Genomic DNA, 18469 nt, shown 5'->3' with positions numbered 1-18469 from the left:
CTCTGGCTCCCGCGGCTGATCCGATCGATGCCATCATCGGCCGTATGTACGGCCAGCCGATCTTCGATCTGCCCAAGGATCTGTACATTCCGCCCGACGCGCTCGAGGTCATCCTCGATGCCTTCGAGGGGCCGCTCGACCTGCTGCTCTACCTGATACGCAAGGCCAACATCAACGTCCTCGATATTCCGATGGTGCCGCTGACGGCCCAGTATCTGGAATACGTGGAGGCCATGCGCAAGCACAACCTGGAGCTGGCGGCGGACTACCTGCTGATGGCTGCAACCCTGCTGGAGATCAAGTCGCGACTGCTGCTGCCGCGGCCGCCCCGGGCAGAGGAGGGCGAGGAGCTAGATCCCCGGGCCGAGCTGGTGCGGCGGCTGCTGGAGTATGAACAGGTCAAGCTCGCCTCGATGCGCCTGGATGCCTTGCCCCGCGTGGAGCGGGATTTTGAGTGGGTCGGGGTGTTCGTTGCCGAGAAGGTGGTGGAGCGCCTGCCCGAGGTCAGCCTGCATGACTTGCAGCTGGCCTGGTTGAAGATCGCCCGACAGGCGCGACTGAAGCGGCATCACACGATCCAGCGGGAAGAAATGTCTGTCCGTGAGCACATGACCCTCATCCTGAGGCGTCTTCGCGACGACAGTTTTGTGGTGTTCGAGTCCCTCTTTGATCCGAAGCTCGGTGTCGCCAGCCTGGTGGTGAGTTTTCTTGCCACCCTCGAACTGGTCAAGGAAAGACTGGTTGTGGTGACCCAGAATGAGGCCTTTGCGCCGATCTATGTGAAGCGTGCCGACAGTGCAACCGGATACACCTGAAGAATTCAAGCGGGTGCTGGAAACAGCGCTGCTCGCTGCAGCCTCGCCCATCCCGGTGAGTGATCTGCGTCGCCTGTTCGAGGAGGATCCCGGTGGTGATCTGGTGCGGCGCCTGCTGGGCGAACTGGCGGATGACTGGCAGGGGCGGGGTGTTGAGTTGGTGCAGACGGCGGGCGGCTGGCGCTTCCAGACCCGTCTGGAGTACCAGGTGTATCTCGACAGGCTCAAGCTCGAGCGGCCGCCCAAGTATTCGCGGGCCGTCCTTGAAACCCTGGCAATCATCGCCTATCGCCAACCGGTAACCCGGGGCGACATCGAAGACATTCGTGGCGTGGTGGTTTCCAGCAATGTACTGAAAACCCTCGAATCGAGGGGGTGGGTGGACGTGGTGGGGCACCGGGATACGCCCGGTCGGCCGGGTTTGTACGCCACGACCCGAAAATTCCTGGAGGACCTCGGTCTGCGAAGTCTGACCGAGCTGCCTCCGTTGACTGAAATCGAAAGGATCATGGATCTTGTCGACCTCCCAAAAACCGAAGAACCGGCCGTTTAAGGCCAAATCCGCCAGGCCCGGCGGCCAGGAATCTGGTCGTCAGGGCCCCCCGTCTGATCAGGGTGGGCGCCGCGGGCGTGGCCGTCCGGATGGCGAGGGTGGTCGTGGCGGCCGTCCCCCCCGCGGTGACGACGAGGGCCGGCAGCCCAAGAGCAACGCCTCCGCGATCGGGCTCAGTGATCTCGGCGGAGGGCGGGGCAACTGGCGTGCCAAGCGTCAGGCCGCGGCAGCCGGCGGCGGGGCTGCGCCTTATCCCCTCGCCAGCAGCGAGCTTCTTCCTGCGGCCGAAGGGGAGCGTCGTCGCAAGCCGGAGGACTCCACCTATACCGAACCCCAGCGCCTGCACAAGGTGCTGGCGGCGGCGGGCATCGGATCCCGTCGGGAAATCGAAGAGTGGATCGTCGCGGGCCGGATTTCGGTCAATGGCGAGCCTGCGGACGTCGGGCAGAAGGTTGGCCCGGGTGATCGGGTGCGGGTCAACGGCAAGCTCATGCCCATCCGTTTCGCGCCGCGAATTCCCCGTGTGGTGCTGTATCACAAGCCCGAAGGAGAAATCGTCTCCCGGGACGATCCGGAAGGCCGTCCCACGGTTTTCGATCGCCTGCCCAATCTCCGCAAGGGGCGCTGGATTGCCGTCGGTCGGCTGGATTTCAACACCTCGGGCCTGCTGCTGTTCGTCAATGACGGGGATCTTGCCAACAAACTGATGCACCCGCGCTACGAGCTGGATCGCGAGTACGCGGTGCGGATCCTCGGCGAGCTTGACGAGGCCCAGCGCAATGTCCTGCTGCAGGGGATCGAGCTGGAGGATGGTCAGGCCAAGTTCAACACCCTGCTGGATGCGGGGGGCGAGGGGGCCAATCACTGGTACCGGGTGACGCTGTCGGAAGGCCGCAACCGGGAAGTGCGCCGGATGTTCGAGGCCCTCGGGCTGACCGTCAGTCGCCTGATGCGGGTTCGCTATGGGCCGGTTGTCCTCCCCTCGCGCCTGAAGCGTGGCATGTGGGAAGACATGGCGGTGGATCAGGTGTGTGCGCTGGCGGGTATTCCCAAGCCGGATGTGCAGGGCGGGAAGGCCAAGCGGCCGGCGCCGCAGCCACGCCGTACACAGCCGCATCCGCGCTGATAGCGGGTCAAAATTGCGCCCGCTTCGGCGGGCTGCTATAATCAGCGTGTTTTATCGGTTCGAAAGAGCCGATCGGTCCGTAAAAGGGCCGACATCCGGTCGAATTTAAACAGGGATGGGCGTTTCGCCCATTTTTCATTTGTGGGCCAGGAAATGGAGTTGCACAAACTGATCGAGCAGACCGCGGAAGGTCTTGGTTACGAACTCGTTGATTTCGAAACCTCGCCCCGCGGCAGGCTGATGCGAATCTTCATCGATTCGCCGAATGGTATTACGGTTGATGATTGTGCCACGGTGAGCAATCAGCTGGTTCGGGTCTTCGAGGTCGAGAATGTCGATTACGACCGCCTTGAAGTGTCCTCGCCGGGGCTTGATCGTGCGCTCAAGAAGCCCGCAGATTTCGAGCGTTTCGCCGGTCAGGACGTGCAGGTCCGTCTCTCCATGCCTGTCGCGAATCAGCGCAATTTTGCCGGGGTGCTGCAAGGTCTCAAGGACGGCGTGGTGACCCTGGAGACGGAAAAGGGATCGATGGAGATCCCGTTTGAAGATATCGAGAAGGCCCGCCTGGTTCCCAGGTTTTAAGGGATTTGGAGGTTTGCAGGTATGAGCCGCGAAATTTTACTGTTGGTCGATGCGCTGGCCCGCGAGAAGAATGTTTCCAAGGAAATCGTTTTCTCCGCGCTGGAGTCCGCGCTTGCCCAGGCGACCAAGAAGCGTATTCACGACGAAGCCGATGTGCGTGTCTCCATCGATCGGGAAACCGGTGATTACGAATCCTTCCGGCGCTGGCAGGTTCTGCCCGATCCGGAAGTCGAGAATGATGAAGCCCAGATGGGCCTGATCGATGCCCGCGAAGAGTATCCCGACATCCAGGTCGGCGATTACGTTGAAGAAGGGCTGGAGCCCATCGACTTCGGCCGTATCGGCGCCCAGGCTGCCAAGCAGGTGATCTTGCAGAAGGTCCGTGACGCCGAGCGCGAGCAGATCCTCAACGACTTCCTCGAGCGCAAGGAATACATCATCTCCGGCAGCATCAAGCGCATGGAGCGTGGCAATGCGGTCATCGAAGTGGGGCGCCTCGAAGCGGTGCTGCCCCGCGACCAGATGATCCCCAAGGAAAACCTCCGTGTCGGTGACCGGGTCAAGGCTTACCTGCTGCGCATCGATCGTGGTGCCCGCGGCCCGCAGCTGATCCTCTCCCGTACTGCGCCCGAGTTCGTCATGCGTCTGTTCGAGCTGGAAGTGCCCGAGATCGATGACGGCCTTCTCGAGATCAAGGCCTGCGCCCGGGACCCCGGCCTGCGCGCCAAGATCGGCGTGAAGTCCAACGACCCGCGCATCGACCCGATCGGCACCTGCGTCGGCCTGCGTGGCTCCCGCGTTACCGCGGTCCGCAACGAGATTGGTGGCGAGAACATCGACATCGTATTGTGGTCTCCCGAGCCCGCCCAGTTCGTCATCGGCGCCCTGCAGCCGGCTGAAGTGTCCTCCATCGTCGTCGATGAAGAGGCTCACGCCATGGATGTGGTGGTGGACGAGAACAATCTGGCGATCGCCATCGGCCGCAACGGTCAGAATGTGAAGCTTGCCTCCGAGCTGACCGGCTGGAGCATCAACCTGATGACCGAAGCCGAGTCGGAGCGCAAGTCCGAGGCCGAGCACAGCACGGTCCGTCAGCTCTTCATCGCCAAGCTGGACGTGGACGAGGAAGTGGCCGACATCCTGATCGACGAGGGCTTCTCGTCGCTGGAAGAGATCGCTTACGTGCCCCTGGCCGAGATGCTGGAAATCGAATCCTTCGACGAAGAAACGGTGAACGAGCTGCGCAACCGCGCCCGCAACGTGCTCCTCACCGAAGCCATCGTGACCGAAGAGCAGCTGGAAACCGTTACCGAGGATCTGCTCGGTCTGGAAGGCATGGACAAGCCCCTGGCGGCCAAGCTGGCCCAGGGTGGCGTGCATACCCGCGACGAACTGGCTGACCTTGCAGTGGACGAACTGATGGAAATGTCGGGGCTGGACGAAGAGCGGGCCAAGAATCTGATCACCAAGGCGCGCGCGCACTGGTTCGAGTAATACCCCCGGAGGTTCAAGATGGGACAGACAACCGTTACACAATTTGCCGGCGAACTGAAGATGCCGGCCTCCGTGTTGCTCGAGCAGTTGCAGAAGGCTGGCGTTGACAAGGCACGGGAAACCGATCTGCTCTCCGAGCAGGACAAGACCCGCTTGCTGGATTTTCTCCGTCGCGCCCATGGCGACACGGCAGCAAAGTCCAAGATCACCCTGACGCGCAAGCAGACCAGCGAGATCAAGGCAACGGATTCCACCGGGCGTGCCCGGACCGTGCAGGTGGAGGTGCGCAAGAAGCGCGTTTTCGTCAAGCGCGACGAGGCCCTGGTGCCGGAGTCTGCCGTCTCGGCAGCGTCTGCCACGGATGAGGAAGCTGTGTCGGTTGGCGTGTCCGCTGATCTTGAGCCCATGGTCGAGGTCCTGGAAGTTGAAGCGGCGCCGGTCGTTGAGGCCGTCGTCGAGGTGGTGCCGGAGCCCGAGCCCGTGGTCGAGGTCGTGCCGGAACCCGAACCGGAGCCGATCCCCGAGCCCGTTGCCGAGGTCGTTCCTGAGCCTCAACCCGAGCCTGTGCCTGAGCCGGTGGTTGCGCCTGTCGAGGCGGCCGCCCCCAAGGCCGAAGCGCGTCCGGCGGCCCCGGTTCGTCGCGTCGTGGCCGGCTCCATTCTGAGTGCGGAAGAGAAGGCCAGCCGTGAGCGCGAGGCGCAGCGGCATGCCGAGCTGCAGGCGCGTCAGATTGCGGATCTGAAGGAAAAGCAGGAGCGCGAGGCCCGTGCCCGTGCTGCGATGCTGCAGCGTGCCGAAGAGGAAAAGCAGCGCGCGGTTGCCGCCGAAAAGGCGAAGGCCGAGGGCGAAGCGGCGCCCAAGAGCGGTACGCTGCACAAGCCCGCCAAGACCGAAGACAAGGGCGCCCGCAAGGACGTCAAGAAGGTTGTCAGCAAGGAAGTGCCGGCCGACGCCAAGCGTCGTGGCGGCCTCAAGACCCGTGGTGACACCACTGGCGGGGCTGGCGGCTGGCGTGGTGGTGGTCGCAGTGGCGGCCGCAACGGTGGCCGTCACCAGGAGGCCACTGCTTTCGTAGCACCGACCGAGCCCATCGTGCGCGAAGTGCACGTTCCCGAGACCATCTCCGTTGCCGACCTCGCCCACAAGATGTCCGTGAAGGCCATCGAGGTGATCAAGGCGCTGATGAAGATGGGCTCCATGGTCACCATCAACCAGGTGCTGGACCAGGACACGGCGATGATCCTCGTCGAGGAAATGGGTCACAAGGCCGTCGCAGCGAAGCTGGACGATCCCGATGCCTTCCTCGAAGACAACGTCGAGCACAAGGACTTTGCCCTTGAACCGCGCGCACCGGTCGTCACCGTCATGGGCCACGTGGACCACGGCAAGACCTCGTTGCTCGACTACATCCGGCGTGCCAAGGTGGCTGCCGGTGAAGCCGGCGGTATCACCCAGCACATCGGTGCCTACCACGTGGATACCGACCGTGGCATGGTGACCTTCCTCGACACCCCGGGTCACGAAGCCTTTACGGCGATGCGTGCCCGTGGTGCCAAGGCGACCGACCTTGTTGTACTGGTTGTCGCTGCCGATGACGGCGTGATGCCCCAGACCAAGGAAGCCATCCACCACGCCAAGGCGGCCGAAGTGCCCCTGATCGTGGCGGTGAACAAGATCGACAAGCCGGGTGCCAACCCCGAGCGTGTGCGTCAGGAACTGATCGCCGAGGGCGTGGTTCCCGAGGCCTATGGTGGCGACACCATGTTCGTCGAAGTATCCGCCAAGACGGGTGCTGGCATTGACGATCTGCTCGAAGGCATCCTGCTGCAGGCCGAAGTGCTGGAACTCACCGCGCCGCGCGAAAGCATGGCCAAGGGTCTCATCATCGAAGCCCGTCTCGACAAGGGGCGTGGCCCGGTTGCCACCCTGCTGGTCCAGTCCGGCACCCTGCGGCGCGGCGACGTGCTGCTGGCTGGTGCGACTTTCGGTCGTGTCCGCGCCATGCTCGACGAGAACGGCAAGCCCATCGAAGAGGCGGGTCCCTCCATCCCGGTGGAAATCCTCGGCCTGTCCGAGGTTCCGGGTGCCGGTGACGAAGTCGTGGCGCTGGCCGACGAGCGCAAGGCCCGCGAGATCGCCCTGTTCCGTCAAGGCAAGTTCCGTGACGTGAAACTGGCCAAGCAGCAGGCCGCCAAGCTCGAGAGCATGTTCGAACAGATGGGCGAGGGCGAGGTCAAGACCCTGCCGCTGATCATCAAGGCCGACGTACAGGGTTCCCAGGAAGCGCTGGCGCACTCGCTGGTCAAACTGTCCAACGACGAAGTCCGGGTGCAGGTCATCCATGGCGGCGTCGGTGCCATCAGCGAGTCCGACGTCAACCTGGCCCAGGCCTCCGGCGCGGTCATCATCGGCTTCAACATCCGTGCCGATGCCAATGCCCGCAAGCTGGCCGAGACTTTCGGTGTCGATCTGCGCTACTACAACATCATCTACGACGCCGTGGATGAGGTGAAGAACGCCCTGTCCGGCATGCTGGCTCCCGAAAAGCGCGAACAGATCCTCGGTCTGGTGGAAGTCCGTCAGGTCTTCACCATCTCCAAGGTCGGTACCATTGCCGGTTGTTACGTGCTTGAAGGTATCGTCAAGCGTAATGCCCAGGTGCGTGTGCTGCGCAATCACGTGGTCATCCATGGTGGCGAACTGGAGTCGCTCAAGCGCTTCAAGGACGACGTCAAGGAAGTCAAGTTCGGCTACGAGTGCGGTCTGCAGGTGCGTAATTTCAACGATCTCCAGGAAGGCGACCAGCTCGAAGTGTTCGAAATCCAGGAAGTTGCGCGGACCCTTTAAGCCATGCCCAAGGAGTTTTCCCGTGGTCAGCGCGTGGCGGAGCAGATCCGTCGCGAGCTGGCCGAGCTGATCCGCCTCGAGCTGAAAGACCCCCGCGTCGGTTTCATTACCCTGACCGACGTGGAGATCACCCCTGACTACGCCCATGCCAAGGTGTATTTCACCTCCATGACCGGGCAGGATGGGCTCGAGGAAATCCAGAAAGGGCTGCGCAGGGCCAGCAGCTTCCTGCGTCGCGAGCTGGGGCGGCGGATCCGTATCCATACATTGCCCGAGCTGCACTTTCACTACGATCCCTCCGTTGAAACGGGGAACCGGATCTCGGCCCTGATCGACAAGGCCATCGAGGCGGATCGGCAGCTTGCCGACACCCCCGCCGATGAGGCTGAAGGTGAGGGTGGTGCGACCCCACCCGGCTCCACGCCGACCCCCTGATTCCCCTGGCGGCGCTAGCGCGCCGTCTTTCCAGGAAGTTCTCCGCTTGGCCCACACCCCCCAGCGTCGTACGCCGCGTCGTGTTGTCGATGGCGTGCTGTTTCTCGACAAGCCCCTTGGGCTGAGCTCCAACAACGCCCTGCAAAAGGCGCGCTGGCTGCTCAAGGCGGCAAAGGGCGGCCACACCGGTACCCTCGATCCCCTGGCCACCGGCTTGCTGCCGCTGACCTTCGGTGAAGCGACCAAGTTTTCCCAGACTCTGCTTGATGCGGACAAGGTTTACGAGGCTACGGTGCAGCTGGGTGTGACGACCACGACTGCGGATGCCGAGGGCGAGGTGCTGGCCACCACGACGGTGGATGTCACGGATGCAGCCATCGAGGCGGCCCTTGCGCAACTGAGGGGTGAGATCGATCAGGTTCCACCCATGTACTCGGCACTCAAGCATCATGGCAAGGCACTTTATGAGTATGCCCGGGCTGGGATCGATATCCCCCGGGAGGCCCGGCGGGTGACGATTCATGCCTTTGAGTGCCTTGAGCGCGACGGGGACAACCTCAGGGTTCGGGTGGCGTGCAGCAAGGGTACATACGTCCGTACCCTGGCGTCCGATCTCGGAGCCTTGCTGGGTTGCGGTGCCCATCTTACGGCCCTGCGTCGAACACGCATTGGCCCGTTCGAGCTCGCAGGCTCGATCTCCCTGGCGGATTTCGAAGCCCTGCCCGAAGCCGATCGGGATGCGGAGCTGGCGCCGGTGGACGCGTTGCTTGTCCATCTGGATGTGATGTCCCTGGATGCAACGCAGGCAAGCAGTTTTACCCATGGCCAGGCTGTGCAGGTGTGCAGCGATGCGGTGGGCAGGATGTTCAGGGCATACGCGGGGGAGCGTTTCCTCGGCGTTGGAACCCTGGGGGAGGGTGGGATGATGGCGCCGACGCGTCTCGTTTCCACTGGAAATCAATGAAATGTCTTGAGTAATCCCGCGTCGATTCGATATAATCGCGCGCTTCGCAAGGCTAAATCCTAACCGAGTTAAACAATGGCAATCTCCACTGAACAAAAAGCGCAAATCGTTGGCGACTTCGCGCGCGCCAAGGGCGATACCGGTTCTCCGGAAGTGCAAGTCGCTCTGCTTACCGCCCGCATCAACGATCTGACCGGCCACTTCAAGGTTAACGTCAAGGATCACCACTCCCGCCGCGGCCTCCTGATGATGGTGAGCCAGCGTCGCAAGCTCCTCGACTACCTGAAGCGCAAGAACGTCGATGGCTACCGTGAGCTGATCGCTCGCCTCGGCCTGCGCAAGTAAGCTGATAAAAGCTGCTTCAGTACCGAACGTGACAATCCTGCCCTTTGTGCAGGTTTGATCATGGGCATAGCCGGTGTAAGTCCGTGAGGCTTCGCCGGCTTTGTCACATCTGTGCGCCAGAGAAAACGGCGCGTTACCTCGGCTACGCGTGCGGTTGTTGTTTGCCGCCAGCCGATTGAATGAAAGGACATCCTTTGCCTACCGCTATCAAGAAGAGTTTTACCTACGGCTCCCATACCGTCACCCTGGAGACCGGCGAAGTTGCCCGTCAAGCCCATGGTGCCGTGATCGTCAATATGGACGACACCGTGGTGCTGGCAACCGTTGTGGCTGCCAAAAACGCCAAGCCGGGTCAGGACTTCTTCCCCCTTACCGTCGATTACGTTGAAAAGTTCTACGCTGCCGGCCGCATCCCCGGTGGTTTCTTCAAGCGTGAAGGCCGTCCGACCGAGAAGGAAACCCTTACTTCCCGTCTGATCGACCGCCCGATCCGCCCCCTTTTCCCGGAAGGCTTCTACAACGAAGTCCAGGTCATCGCCCAGGTGGTGTCCCTGAATCCGGAAGTCGATGCCGACATCCCCGCGATGATCGCCGCCTCCGCGGCCCTGGCCATCGCCGGTATTCCCTTCGCCGGTCCGATCGGTGCCTGTCGCGTCGGTTACGACAACGGTGAATACATCCTCAACCCGACCGCCACCCAGCTGCAGACCAGCAAGATGAACCTGGTGGTTGCCGGTACCGAAACTGCCGTGCTGATGGTGGAATCGGAAGCCCTTGAGCTGCCGGAAGACGTGATGCTGGGTGGTGTGGTGTTCGGTCACACCCAGATGCAGGCCGCCATCAACGCCATCAACGAGCTGGTGGAAGTGGCCGGCAAGCCCGAGTGGGACTGGCAGGCTCCGGCCAAGAACGAGGCCCTGATCGCCCGTGTCACCGAGATCGCCAGCGCCAAGATCGACGAAGCCTTCCGCATCACCGCCAAGCAGGCCCGTTCGCAGCAACTGTCGGCCATCGGCAAGGAAGTGCACGAGACCCTGGTGGCAGAAGGTGTCGAGTTTGACGCCAACACCGTCAACAACATCATCTTCGATCTGGAAGCCAAGGTCGTGCGCGGTCGCATCCTCGGCGGCGAGCCGCGTATCGATGGTCGTGACACCCGCACCGTGCGTCCGATCGACATCCGTGTCGGCGTGCTGCCCCGTACCCACGGTTCCGCCCTGTTCACCCGTGGCGAAACCCAGGCCCTGGTGGTGACCACTCTGGGCACTGGTCGTGACGAGCAGATCATTGATGCGGTCGCCGGTGAATACCGCGAGCGCTTCATGCTGCACTACAACTTCCCCCCGTTCTCCACCGGCGAATGCGGCCGCTTCGGCTCGCCCAAGCGCCGTGAAATCGGTCACGGCCGTCTGGCCAAGCGCGCCCTGGCTGGCGTGCTGCCGGGCAAGGAAGAGTTCTCCTACACCGTTCGCGTGGTGTCCGAGATCACCGAATCCAATGGTTCCAGCTCCATGGCTTCCGTCTGCGGCGGCTCCCTGGCCATGATGGATGCGGGCGTGCCCCTGTCCGCGCCGGTGGCTGGCATTGCCATGGGCCTGATCAAGGACGGTGGCCGTTTTGCCGTGCTGACCGACATTCTGGGTGATGAAGATCACCTGGGCGACATGGACTTCAAGGTGGCCGGTACCGAAAACGGTGTGACCGCCCTGCAGATGGACATCAAGATCCTCGGCATCACCAAGGAGATCATGCAGGTTGCCCTGGCTCAGGCCAAGGAAGGCCGCCTGCACATCCTCGGCCTGATGAAGTCGGCCCTGGGCGAAGCCCGCGGTGAAGTGTCCGATTTCGCCCCGCGCATGATCACCCTGAAGATCAACCCCGAGAAGATCCGTGACGTGATCGGCAAGGGCGGTGCGGTGATTCGCGGTCTGCAGGAAGAGACCGGCACCATCATCGAGATCACCGACGACGGCAATGTGACCATCTCCTCCGTGAGCTCCGAGGGCGCGCAAGTGGCCAAGAAGCGCATCGAAGACATCACCGCTGAAGTGGAAGTCGGCAAGGTCTATGAAGGCCCGGTCATCCGCATTCTCGATTTCGGTGCGATCATCAACATCATGCCGGGCCGTGACGGCCTGCTGCACGTCTCCCAGATCGCCAACGAGCGCGTCAATGCCGTGTCCGACTACCTCAAGGAAGGTCAGGTCGTCCGCGTCAAGGTGCTCGAGACCGACGAGAAGGGCCGTGTGCGTCTGTCCATGAAGGCGCTGCTGAACGAACAAGCCCAGTAATTCCGGCTTGTCGTGAGGTGAAAGCGGGCGCTGCGGCGCCCGTTTTTCATGGGGTTTCCACATTGCGCGCGGGAACCCGCGGCTGACAAAGACATCAGAAAGGCGCGGCCAGTGGTGGCCGACGCAGATCAGAAAGAGAAGTCATGCAGACCCTCAAGGAACCCGGCCTGTACCGAACCCAGGCCTTTGTGAATGGCCGCTGGCTCGACGCGGATGATGGTGGGCGATTGTCCGTCTTCAACCCCGCGACGGGGAGCTTTATCGGGGATGTGCCGGCCATGGGGGCTGCCGAGACCGGGCGGGCCGTAGCCGCGGCTGATGCCGCGTTGCCGGCTTGGCGCAGCCTGCTTGCCCGGGATCGCTCGGCGATCCTTCAGCGCTGGTTCCAGCTCATCCTGGCCCACGCTGACGATCTTGCGCGCATGATGACCCTGGAGCAGGGCAAGCCCCTTGCGGAGGCGCGGGGCGAGGTGGTGTATGCGGCGTCCTTCGTGGAGTGGTTTGCCGAGGAGGGCAAGCGCATTTACGGTGAGACCATTCCCACTACCGGAGCCGACCGCCGCTTCATGGTGATCCGGCAGCCGGTCGGAGTGTGTGCCGCCATCACCCCCTGGAATTTCCCCGCCGCCATGATCACCCGCAAGGTGGCGCCGGCATTGGCTGCCGGCTGTACGGTGGTGGTCAAGCCGGCGGAGCAGACGCCTTTTACGGCCCTGGCGCTGGCCAGGTTGGCAGAAGAGGCCGGCTTCCCGTCCGGTGTGTTCAACGTGGTCACGGGCGATCCGGTAGCGATCGGTGGTGTGCTGACTTCCAGCCCGGTGGTGCGCAAGCTGTCCTTTACGGGCTCGACGGAGGTCGGGCGCCTGTTGATGGCCCAGTGTGCGCCGACCATCAAGAAGCTCTCCCTTGAGCTGGGTGGCAATGCGCCTTTCATCGTCTTTGACGACGCAGACATCGATGCCGCGGTGGCCGGGGCGCTGGTGTCCAAGTATCGCAACGCTGGCCAGACCTGTGTGTGTGCCAACCGGCTGCTGGTGCAGGACTCGGTGTATGACGTTTTTGCAGCCAAACTGGCCGCGGCGGTCGAAGGCTTGAGCGTGGGGAACGGTCTGGAGGCCGGTGTCAGCGTCGGGCCCTTGATCGATGACGAGGCGGTGCTGAAGGTCGAGGCCCATGTGGCAGATGCGCTGGCAGGTGGAGCGCGGGTGCTGACGGGGGGCCAGCGTCATGGTGCCGGGCCACGCTTCTACATGCCAACGGTGCTGGCCGACGTAAAGCCGGGTATGCGCATCGCCCGGGAGGAAACCTTCGGGCCCGTCGCGCCCCTGTTCCGCTTCCATACTGAAGACGAGGCGATACGCATGGCCAATGACACGGAGTACGGTCTGGCGGCCTATTTCTATGCGCGGGATGTGGGGCGGGTCTTCCGGGTGGGGGAGGCCCTCGATTACGGCATGGTGGGCATCAATACGGGGCTGATCTCGACGGAAGTGGCGCCCTTTGGAGGCGTCAAACAGTCTGGCCTCGGGCGTGAAGGCGCCCGGCAGGGCATCGACGAATACCTGGAAATGAAGTACCTGTGCCTTGGGGGGATGGGGCAATGATGCGGCATGGGGCGGCCCTGCAACCCTCGGCGTGGGTGACACGCTTCGCTTCCCTTATCCCCGAGGGCGGCGAAGTGCTCGATTTTGCCTGTGGCAGCGGGCGCCATACGCGTTGGCTGGCCAGCAAGGGCTTTCGGGTCGAGGCGGTGGACCGGGATGCGGTAGCGCTGGAACTTCTCACCGGTGTGCCCCACGTCAAGACACGGGAAGCCGATCTGGAGGAGGGCGTCTGGCCCTTCGCGGGCCGTCATTTTGACGCCATCGTGGTGACGAACTACCTGTTCCGGCCGCGCCTGGGCCTGCTCCTGCAGGCGCTCAACCACGGCGGGGTGCTGATCTACGAGACCTTCATGATCGGCAATGAGCGCTTCGGCAAGCCGAGCAATCCGGATTTCCTGCTGCGTTCCCATGAACTCTTCGAGCGGGTTGCCGACGCGTGTACGGTGTTGGCCTACGAGCAGGGGGAAGTCGCGGAGCCGAAGCCGGCCGTCATCCAGCGGATCTGCGCAGTGAAGGGGCACAACCCCTCATTGCACTTGCCCTGATTGCCGCTGTTCAGCGGCGCAGCAGGGGGGCGAGTTCCCGCCAGATGGTGTCGAGGATGAGGGGCTGGGCGTCGGCAATCGGGTGAATGCCGTCTTGCTGAAAGAACTGCCGCTTGTCGGCGAAGCCTTCCATCATGAAAGGCACCAGCCGGACCTTGTTGCTGCGGGCCAGATCCTTGAAGGCGTTTTCAAAGCTGGTGGTGTAGTCGGGCCCGTAATTCGGAGGCATGCGCATGCCCACCAGCAGCACCTTGGCGCCGGCTTGCCGGCTGGCGTCGATCATGGCCTGGAGGTTGGCGGCCATGAGCTTTGGCGGCAGGCCGCGCAGGCCGTCATTGGCGCCGAGTTCGATGACCACCACCGCCGGCTTGTGGGTCTGCAGGGCAGCCGGCAGCCGGCTGCGCCCGCCAGAGGTGGTTTCGCCGCTGATGCTGGCATTGACCACCTTGTGGGGCAGTTTGGTTTCGGCAATGCGTCTTTCGAGCAGGCTCGGCCAGGCCTGCTGGATCTGCAGGCCATAGCCGGCCGACAGGCTGTCGCCCCAGACCAGCACGGTATCCGCCCAAGCCGGTGCACCGGCGAGCACAAGGCCGGCCAGGGCAACGCGGAGCAGTGTCTTGAGGGCGGACATTGTTACGTCAGGCCGGCAGCGCGTCGCCGCAGTGACCCTGGATCAGCTGCAGCAGCTGGGGGAAGACCTTGGGGGTACCCGCCACGACGTTGCCCGACGTCAGGTAGGTGGATTCACCTGCCAGGTCGCTGACCAGACCGCCGGCCTCGCTGATCAGCAGGCTGCCGGCGGCCATGTCCCACGGCGACAGGCCGAACTCCCAGAAGGCGTCGAGGCGGCCGGCCGCCACGTAGGCCAGGTCGAGGGCCGCGGCACCGGGGCGGCGCAGGCCGGCGGTCTTCTGGGTGAGTTCCTTGAAGATCGCCAGGTAGGTGTCCACATTGCGGAACTGGCGATACGGGAAGCCGGTGCCCACCAGCGCATCCTGCAGCTTGACGCGCTTGGAGACGCGGATGCGCCGGTCGTTCAGGAAGGCGCCGGCACCCTTGGAGGCGGTGAACATCTCGTTGCGGTTCGGATCGAACACGACGGCCTGCTCGACCACACCCTTGCGGGCCAGGGCGATGGAGATCGCGTACTGGGGGAAACCGTGCAGGAAGTTGGTGGTGCCGTCGAGAGGGTCGATGATCCACTGGTACTCGGTATCCGCCTCCGGGCCGGTCTCGCCAGACTCTTCTGCTAAAATGCTGTGGCTCGGATAGGCCTCACGGAGCACCTGGATGATGGCTTCTTCGGCAGCCCGATCTACTTCCGTCACAAAATCATTGGGGCTTTTGGTCTCGACACGGATCAGATCCAGGTCGAGGGAAGCCCGGTTGATGACGGTGGCGGCACGGCGTGCGGCCTTGATGGCGATGTTCAGAGTGGGATGCATGGGTGTCTGGCAAGGTCTGCCGGCCCGGGCAAAAGGCCCACCGGTCGACTCTAATTTGGAAAACCGCACATTTTAATATGAACCTCGATAACGCGCTTGGGCGCGTGCGTGTCGTTCTCTCCCGAACCAGTCACCCCGGCAATATCGGCGCAGCGGCCAGGGCCATGAAAACCATGGGCCTGAGTCAGCTCGTGCTCGTCGCGCCGCAGAGCTTTCCCGATCCGGTCGCAACGGCCCGGGCGGCCGGTGCCGACGATATCCTGGCCAATGCGCGGGTGGTGGAGACCCTGGCCGAGGCGCTGGAGGGCACCGTCTTTGCCGCGGCCCTGACGGCTCGCCGGCGCGAGATGGCCGTGCCGATGAAGTGGGCGCGGGAGGCGGCGGGAGAGCTGGTGAGCCTCGCCGGTCACGGCGATGTGGCTCTGGTCTTCGGCAACGAGACCAAGGGGCTTTCCAACGAGGATGTGGCCCTGTGCCACATGCCGGTCAAGGTGCCGGTCAGCGAGAGCTACTCGTCCCTGAACCTCGGGGCGGCTGTTCAGGTGTTGTGCTACGAACTGCGCATGGCTGCCCTGGACCCGGGTGCGGCGCCCGCGGTGGAGTTTGAGCCGGCGACTCACGAGCAGATCGAGGGCTTCTATGCCCATCTTGATCGGGCCATCACGGCCAGCGGCTTCTTCAATCCCGAGAATTCCAAGCGCCTCTGGCCCCGTCTCCGGCGTCTGTTCGGGCGGATCCGGCTGGAGAAGGATGAGGTCAATATCCTGCGCGGCATGTTGAGCGCCTTCGAGAAGAAGTAGACCAAAATAGTCGGAAATAAGACGGGTGATATCCCTCTGGGTGTCTGGCCCTTACGAAAGCGCATTTAATTTTGGAGTCACTCCCCATGTTCAGTCGTCTGCGTGAAGACGTGGCCAACGTTCTCGAACGGGACCCGGCAGCACGCTCTAGGTGGGAAGTGCTCACCTGTTATCCGGGCATGCACGCCCTCTGGCTGCATCGGTTCGCCCATATGGCCTGGCGGGGAGGCTTCCGCTGGGTCGGCCGCTTCACCAGCCATCTGGGGCGGATGCTCACCGGGATCGAGATCCATCCGGGCGCAACCATCGGGCGGCGGGTGTTCATCGACCATGGCATGGGGGTGGTGATTGGCGAGACGGCGGAGGTGGGGGACGACTGCACCATCTACCAGGGCGTCACGCTCGGCGGCACCTCGCTGTATCGGGGTACGAAGCGCCATCCGACCCTGGGGCGCGGAGTGGTCATTGGCGCCGGTGCCAAGGTGCTGGGGGGCTTCGAGGTGGGTGACGGGGCCAAGGTTGGCTCCAATGCGGTGGTGGTCAAGCCGGTCCCCGCGGGTGCCACGGCGGTCGGCAATCCGGCGCGGATCATCGAGGCAGGTGGCGGAGACGAGCTCAGCCGGGCACGGGAGGCCAAGGCCGAGCAGATGGGATTTACCGCCTACGGCGTGACCCGGGATATGGATGACCCGGTCTCCAAGGCGCTCCATGGCCTGCTCGACCATGCGGTCGAGACGGACCGGCGACTTCGTGTGCTGGTGGAACGACTGGCCGAATCGGGGCTGTGTGTGGATGCGGCGGCGAAGGCGGAAGATGCCTTTGATCCCCAGGGTTTGGGCAAGATGGTGGACTGAGGGCGGTGTGCGGTGGAGGGGTAAAATAGTTGATTGATTTTGTCGGGTTTGGTATTGTTGACTGAAATATTCAACTATTCATTCAGCCACTCCGGGAGCCGACATGAGACTCACCACCAAAGGTCGTTTTGCTGTCACGGCAATGATCGATCTGGCGCTTCGTTGTGCCGACGGGCCCGTGACCCTGGCCGGTATTGCCGATCGTCAGAAGATCTCCCTGTCCTACCTGGAGCAGCTGTTCGGCAAGTTGCGTCGTTTCGAGCTCGTGAGCAGCGTGCGCGGGCCCGGTGGCGGATATGCCCTGGCGCGGGAGATGGATGTGATCACCGTGGCTGACATCATTGCGGCCGTCGATGAGCCGCTGGATGCGACCTCCTGTGGTGGCAAGGAAAACTGCCACGACGAGCATCGCTGCATGACCCACGAGTTGTGGACCAATCTGAACCGGCGGATGTATGAATACCTCCATTCGGTGACCCTCGCCAGCCTGGTGGAGCAGCAGCGTCAGAAGGCGGGCCCTGTTTCGGTGTTGCGCGACGAGCGCAATGCCACGGCTTGCCGCTCCGGCAGCAAGCTGCCTCTGACGGCCTGAGTCTGTCGGAGCGTTTCGGTGTTTGCGCCGGTCTATCTCGATCACAACGCCACCACTCCGCTGGCTCCAGCGGTGAGGGAAGCCATGCTGCCCTGGCTGGGCGATCGTTTTGGCAATGCATCGAGCCGGCACGAATACGGGCGTGCAGCCCGGAAGGCTGTGGACGAGGCGCGGGGGCAGGTGGCCGCCGCGGTGAAGGCCCACCCGACCGAGGTGATCTTCACCGGCAGTGGGTCGGAGGCGAACAACCTGTTCATCAAGGGCGCGGCGGCTTTTCTCAAGCCGGGGCTGATTGCCGTGAGCGCCATCGAACACCCGTGCGTGCGGGAGCCGGCCAGGCAGTTGGCGCGCAACGGATGGCGCTGCGAAGAAATTGCAGTCGATGGAGAAGGGCGTGTCGACCCGGTGGCTTTTGATCGCGTGCTCGCGGAAAAGCCCAGGCTGGTGTCGATCATGCTGGCCAACAATGAGACGGGTGTGATCCAGGACGTGGCCACGCTGGCGAAGTCGGTGAAGGCCGCGGGGAGCTGGATGCACTGTGACGCGGTGCAGGCCCTGGGGAAGATCGACGTGGATTTTCGCGCCCTTGGTGTGCATGGCCTGACGCTTTCGGCCCACAAGATCCAGGGGCCCGTCGGTGTCGGCGCCCTGATTGTGGACAAGCGCGTCGAGCTGGCGCCGCTGGTGGCGGGAGGGGGGCAGGAGCGGAATGTCCGCTCCGGCACCGAGAACGTGATGGCGATCGTGGGGTTTGGTGCGGCCTGCGACCTGATCGTGCGTGATCGCGAAGCGCGCAGCCGGCAGCTTGCGGCCTTGCAGCGGCGGCTCGAGGCGGGCTTGGTGGCCATGGGCGCGCGGATTTTTTCGGCGGGTGCGCCTCGCCTGGTGAATACCAGTTTTTTTGCGATACCGGGCGTGGATGGTGAAACCCTGGTGGGCAGGCTGGATCGGGCTGGTTTTGCGGTGGCCAGCGGCTCGGCATGCTCGAGTGTCCACCCCGAGCCGTCCCATACGCTGATGTCGATGGGGGTTGATGCTGCGCTGGCCCGCGCCGCAGTGCGTGTCAGCCTCGGTGCGGCCAGCACGCCGCAGGACGTGGATGGATTTTTGACTGCGCTGGGCGAGTGCCTGGCGAGCCTTCGAACGATGACGGCAGTGACGGTCTAAGTTTGTGGAA

18 protein-coding genes are annotated in these 18469 nt (G+C 63.4%); 16 read left to right on the top strand and 2 right to left on the bottom strand.

Annotated features, from left to right (window positions below):
• Window positions 1-44 precede the first annotated feature (44 nt).
• From L6Q67_RS17050 to L6Q67_RS16995, 12 genes are all read left to right on the top strand, one after another.
• Window positions 45-815: a ScpA family protein gene (locus tag L6Q67_RS17050; protein ID WP_296572144.1), complete on the top strand. Its 771-nt coding sequence runs from the start codon at window positions 45-47 to the stop codon at window positions 813-815.
• Window positions 796-1368 carry an SMC-Scp complex subunit ScpB gene (gene scpB / locus L6Q67_RS17045; RefSeq protein WP_296572097.1) on the top strand — a complete coding sequence of 191 codons (573 nt, stop codon included), beginning with the start codon at window positions 796-798 and terminating at the stop codon, window positions 1366-1368. Before L6Q67_RS17050 ends, scpB begins: the two co-directional genes overlap by 20 nt.
• Window positions 1331-2494: a 23S rRNA pseudouridine(2605) synthase RluB gene (gene rluB / locus L6Q67_RS17040; protein ID WP_296572095.1), complete on the top strand. Its 1164-nt coding sequence runs from the start codon at window positions 1331-1333 to the stop codon at window positions 2492-2494. Before scpB ends, rluB begins: the two co-directional genes overlap by 38 nt.
• A 153-nt stretch (window positions 2495-2647) precedes the next feature.
• On the top strand, window positions 2648-3076 hold the full coding sequence (gene rimP / locus L6Q67_RS17035; RefSeq protein ID WP_296572093.1) for a ribosome maturation factor RimP: 429 nt from the start codon (window positions 2648-2650) through the stop codon (window positions 3074-3076).
• Between the two features lie 21 nt (window positions 3077-3097).
• Window positions 3098-4570, top strand: a complete 1473-nt coding sequence (gene nusA / locus L6Q67_RS17030; protein ID WP_296572092.1) for a transcription termination factor NusA — start codon at window positions 3098-3100, stop codon at window positions 4568-4570.
• Between the two features lie 18 nt (window positions 4571-4588).
• Window positions 4589-7417, top strand: a complete 2829-nt coding sequence (infB, locus tag L6Q67_RS17025; protein WP_296572089.1) for a translation initiation factor IF-2 — start codon at window positions 4589-4591, stop codon at window positions 7415-7417.
• A 3-nt stretch (window positions 7418-7420) separates the two neighbouring features.
• Window positions 7421-7852, top strand: coding sequence for a 30S ribosome-binding factor RbfA (rbfA, locus tag L6Q67_RS17020; RefSeq protein ID WP_296572087.1), 432 nt, complete (start codon window positions 7421-7423; stop codon window positions 7850-7852).
• Window positions 7853-7898: 46 nt separating this feature from the next.
• Complete coding sequence (gene truB, locus L6Q67_RS17015) at window positions 7899-8816, top strand: tRNA pseudouridine(55) synthase TruB (RefSeq protein ID WP_296572085.1); 918 nt, start codon at window positions 7899-7901, stop codon at window positions 8814-8816.
• Window positions 8817-8891: 75 nt separating this feature from the next.
• On the top strand, window positions 8892-9161 hold the full coding sequence (gene rpsO, locus L6Q67_RS17010) for a 30S ribosomal protein S15 (RefSeq protein ID WP_296402283.1): 270 nt from the start codon (window positions 8892-8894) through the stop codon (window positions 9159-9161).
• A 194-nt stretch (window positions 9162-9355) separates the two neighbouring features.
• Window positions 9356-11452 (top strand): polyribonucleotide nucleotidyltransferase, encoded by a 2097-nt coding sequence (pnp, locus tag L6Q67_RS17005; RefSeq protein ID WP_296572083.1) that lies wholly within the window; start codon window positions 9356-9358, stop codon window positions 11450-11452.
• Window positions 11453-11595: 143 nt separating this feature from the next.
• A complete protein-coding gene (locus L6Q67_RS17000) occupies window positions 11596-13056 on the top strand; it encodes an NAD-dependent succinate-semialdehyde dehydrogenase (RefSeq protein ID WP_296572081.1) in 1461 nt (486 codons plus the stop codon).
• Entirely contained in the window at window positions 13053-13601 is a 549-nt protein-coding gene (locus L6Q67_RS16995) for a bifunctional 2-polyprenyl-6-hydroxyphenol methylase/3-demethylubiquinol 3-O-methyltransferase UbiG (RefSeq protein ID WP_296572079.1), read from the top strand. Before L6Q67_RS17000 ends, L6Q67_RS16995 begins: the two co-directional genes overlap by 4 nt.
• A gap of 10 nt (window positions 13602-13611) precedes the next feature.
• Here L6Q67_RS16995 and L6Q67_RS16990 read toward each other — a convergent pair whose 3' ends face one another.
• Both L6Q67_RS16990 and L6Q67_RS16985 read right to left on the bottom strand, forming a co-directional pair.
• Window positions 13612-14232, bottom strand: coding sequence for an arylesterase (locus tag L6Q67_RS16990; RefSeq protein ID WP_296572078.1), 621 nt, complete (start codon window positions 14230-14232; stop codon window positions 13612-13614).
• Window positions 14233-14239: 7 nt separating this feature from the next.
• The gene (locus L6Q67_RS16985) at window positions 14240-15046 is read right to left on the bottom strand and encodes an inositol monophosphatase family protein (RefSeq protein WP_296572067.1); all 807 of its coding nucleotides are present in this window, start codon (window positions 15044-15046) and stop codon (window positions 14240-14242) included.
• 77 nt (window positions 15047-15123) lie between these two features.
• Between L6Q67_RS16985 and L6Q67_RS16980 the strand changes: the two genes are divergently transcribed.
• From L6Q67_RS16980 to L6Q67_RS16965, 4 genes are all read left to right on the top strand, one after another.
• Complete coding sequence (locus L6Q67_RS16980) at window positions 15124-15846, top strand: RNA methyltransferase (protein ID WP_296572058.1); 723 nt, start codon at window positions 15124-15126, stop codon at window positions 15844-15846.
• An 86-nt stretch (window positions 15847-15932) separates the two neighbouring features.
• Entirely contained in the window at window positions 15933-16700 is a 768-nt protein-coding gene (gene cysE / locus L6Q67_RS16975; RefSeq protein WP_296572053.1) for a serine O-acetyltransferase, read from the top strand.
• A gap of 103 nt (window positions 16701-16803) precedes the next feature.
• Window positions 16804-17292 carry a Fe-S cluster assembly transcriptional regulator IscR gene (gene iscR, locus L6Q67_RS16970; RefSeq protein ID WP_296572050.1) on the top strand — a complete coding sequence of 163 codons (489 nt, stop codon included), beginning with the start codon at window positions 16804-16806 and terminating at the stop codon, window positions 17290-17292.
• An 18-nt stretch (window positions 17293-17310) separates the two neighbouring features.
• Window positions 17311-18459, top strand: coding sequence for a cysteine desulfurase family protein (locus L6Q67_RS16965; protein ID WP_296572047.1), 1149 nt, complete (start codon window positions 17311-17313; stop codon window positions 18457-18459).
• Window positions 18460-18469 lie beyond the last annotated feature (10 nt).

This window comes from Zoogloea sp., assembly GCF_023150065.1.
Taxonomy (GTDB): domain Bacteria; phylum Pseudomonadota; class Gammaproteobacteria; order Burkholderiales; family Rhodocyclaceae; genus Zoogloea.
This window is presented reverse-complemented; position numbering and strand designations above follow the sequence as displayed.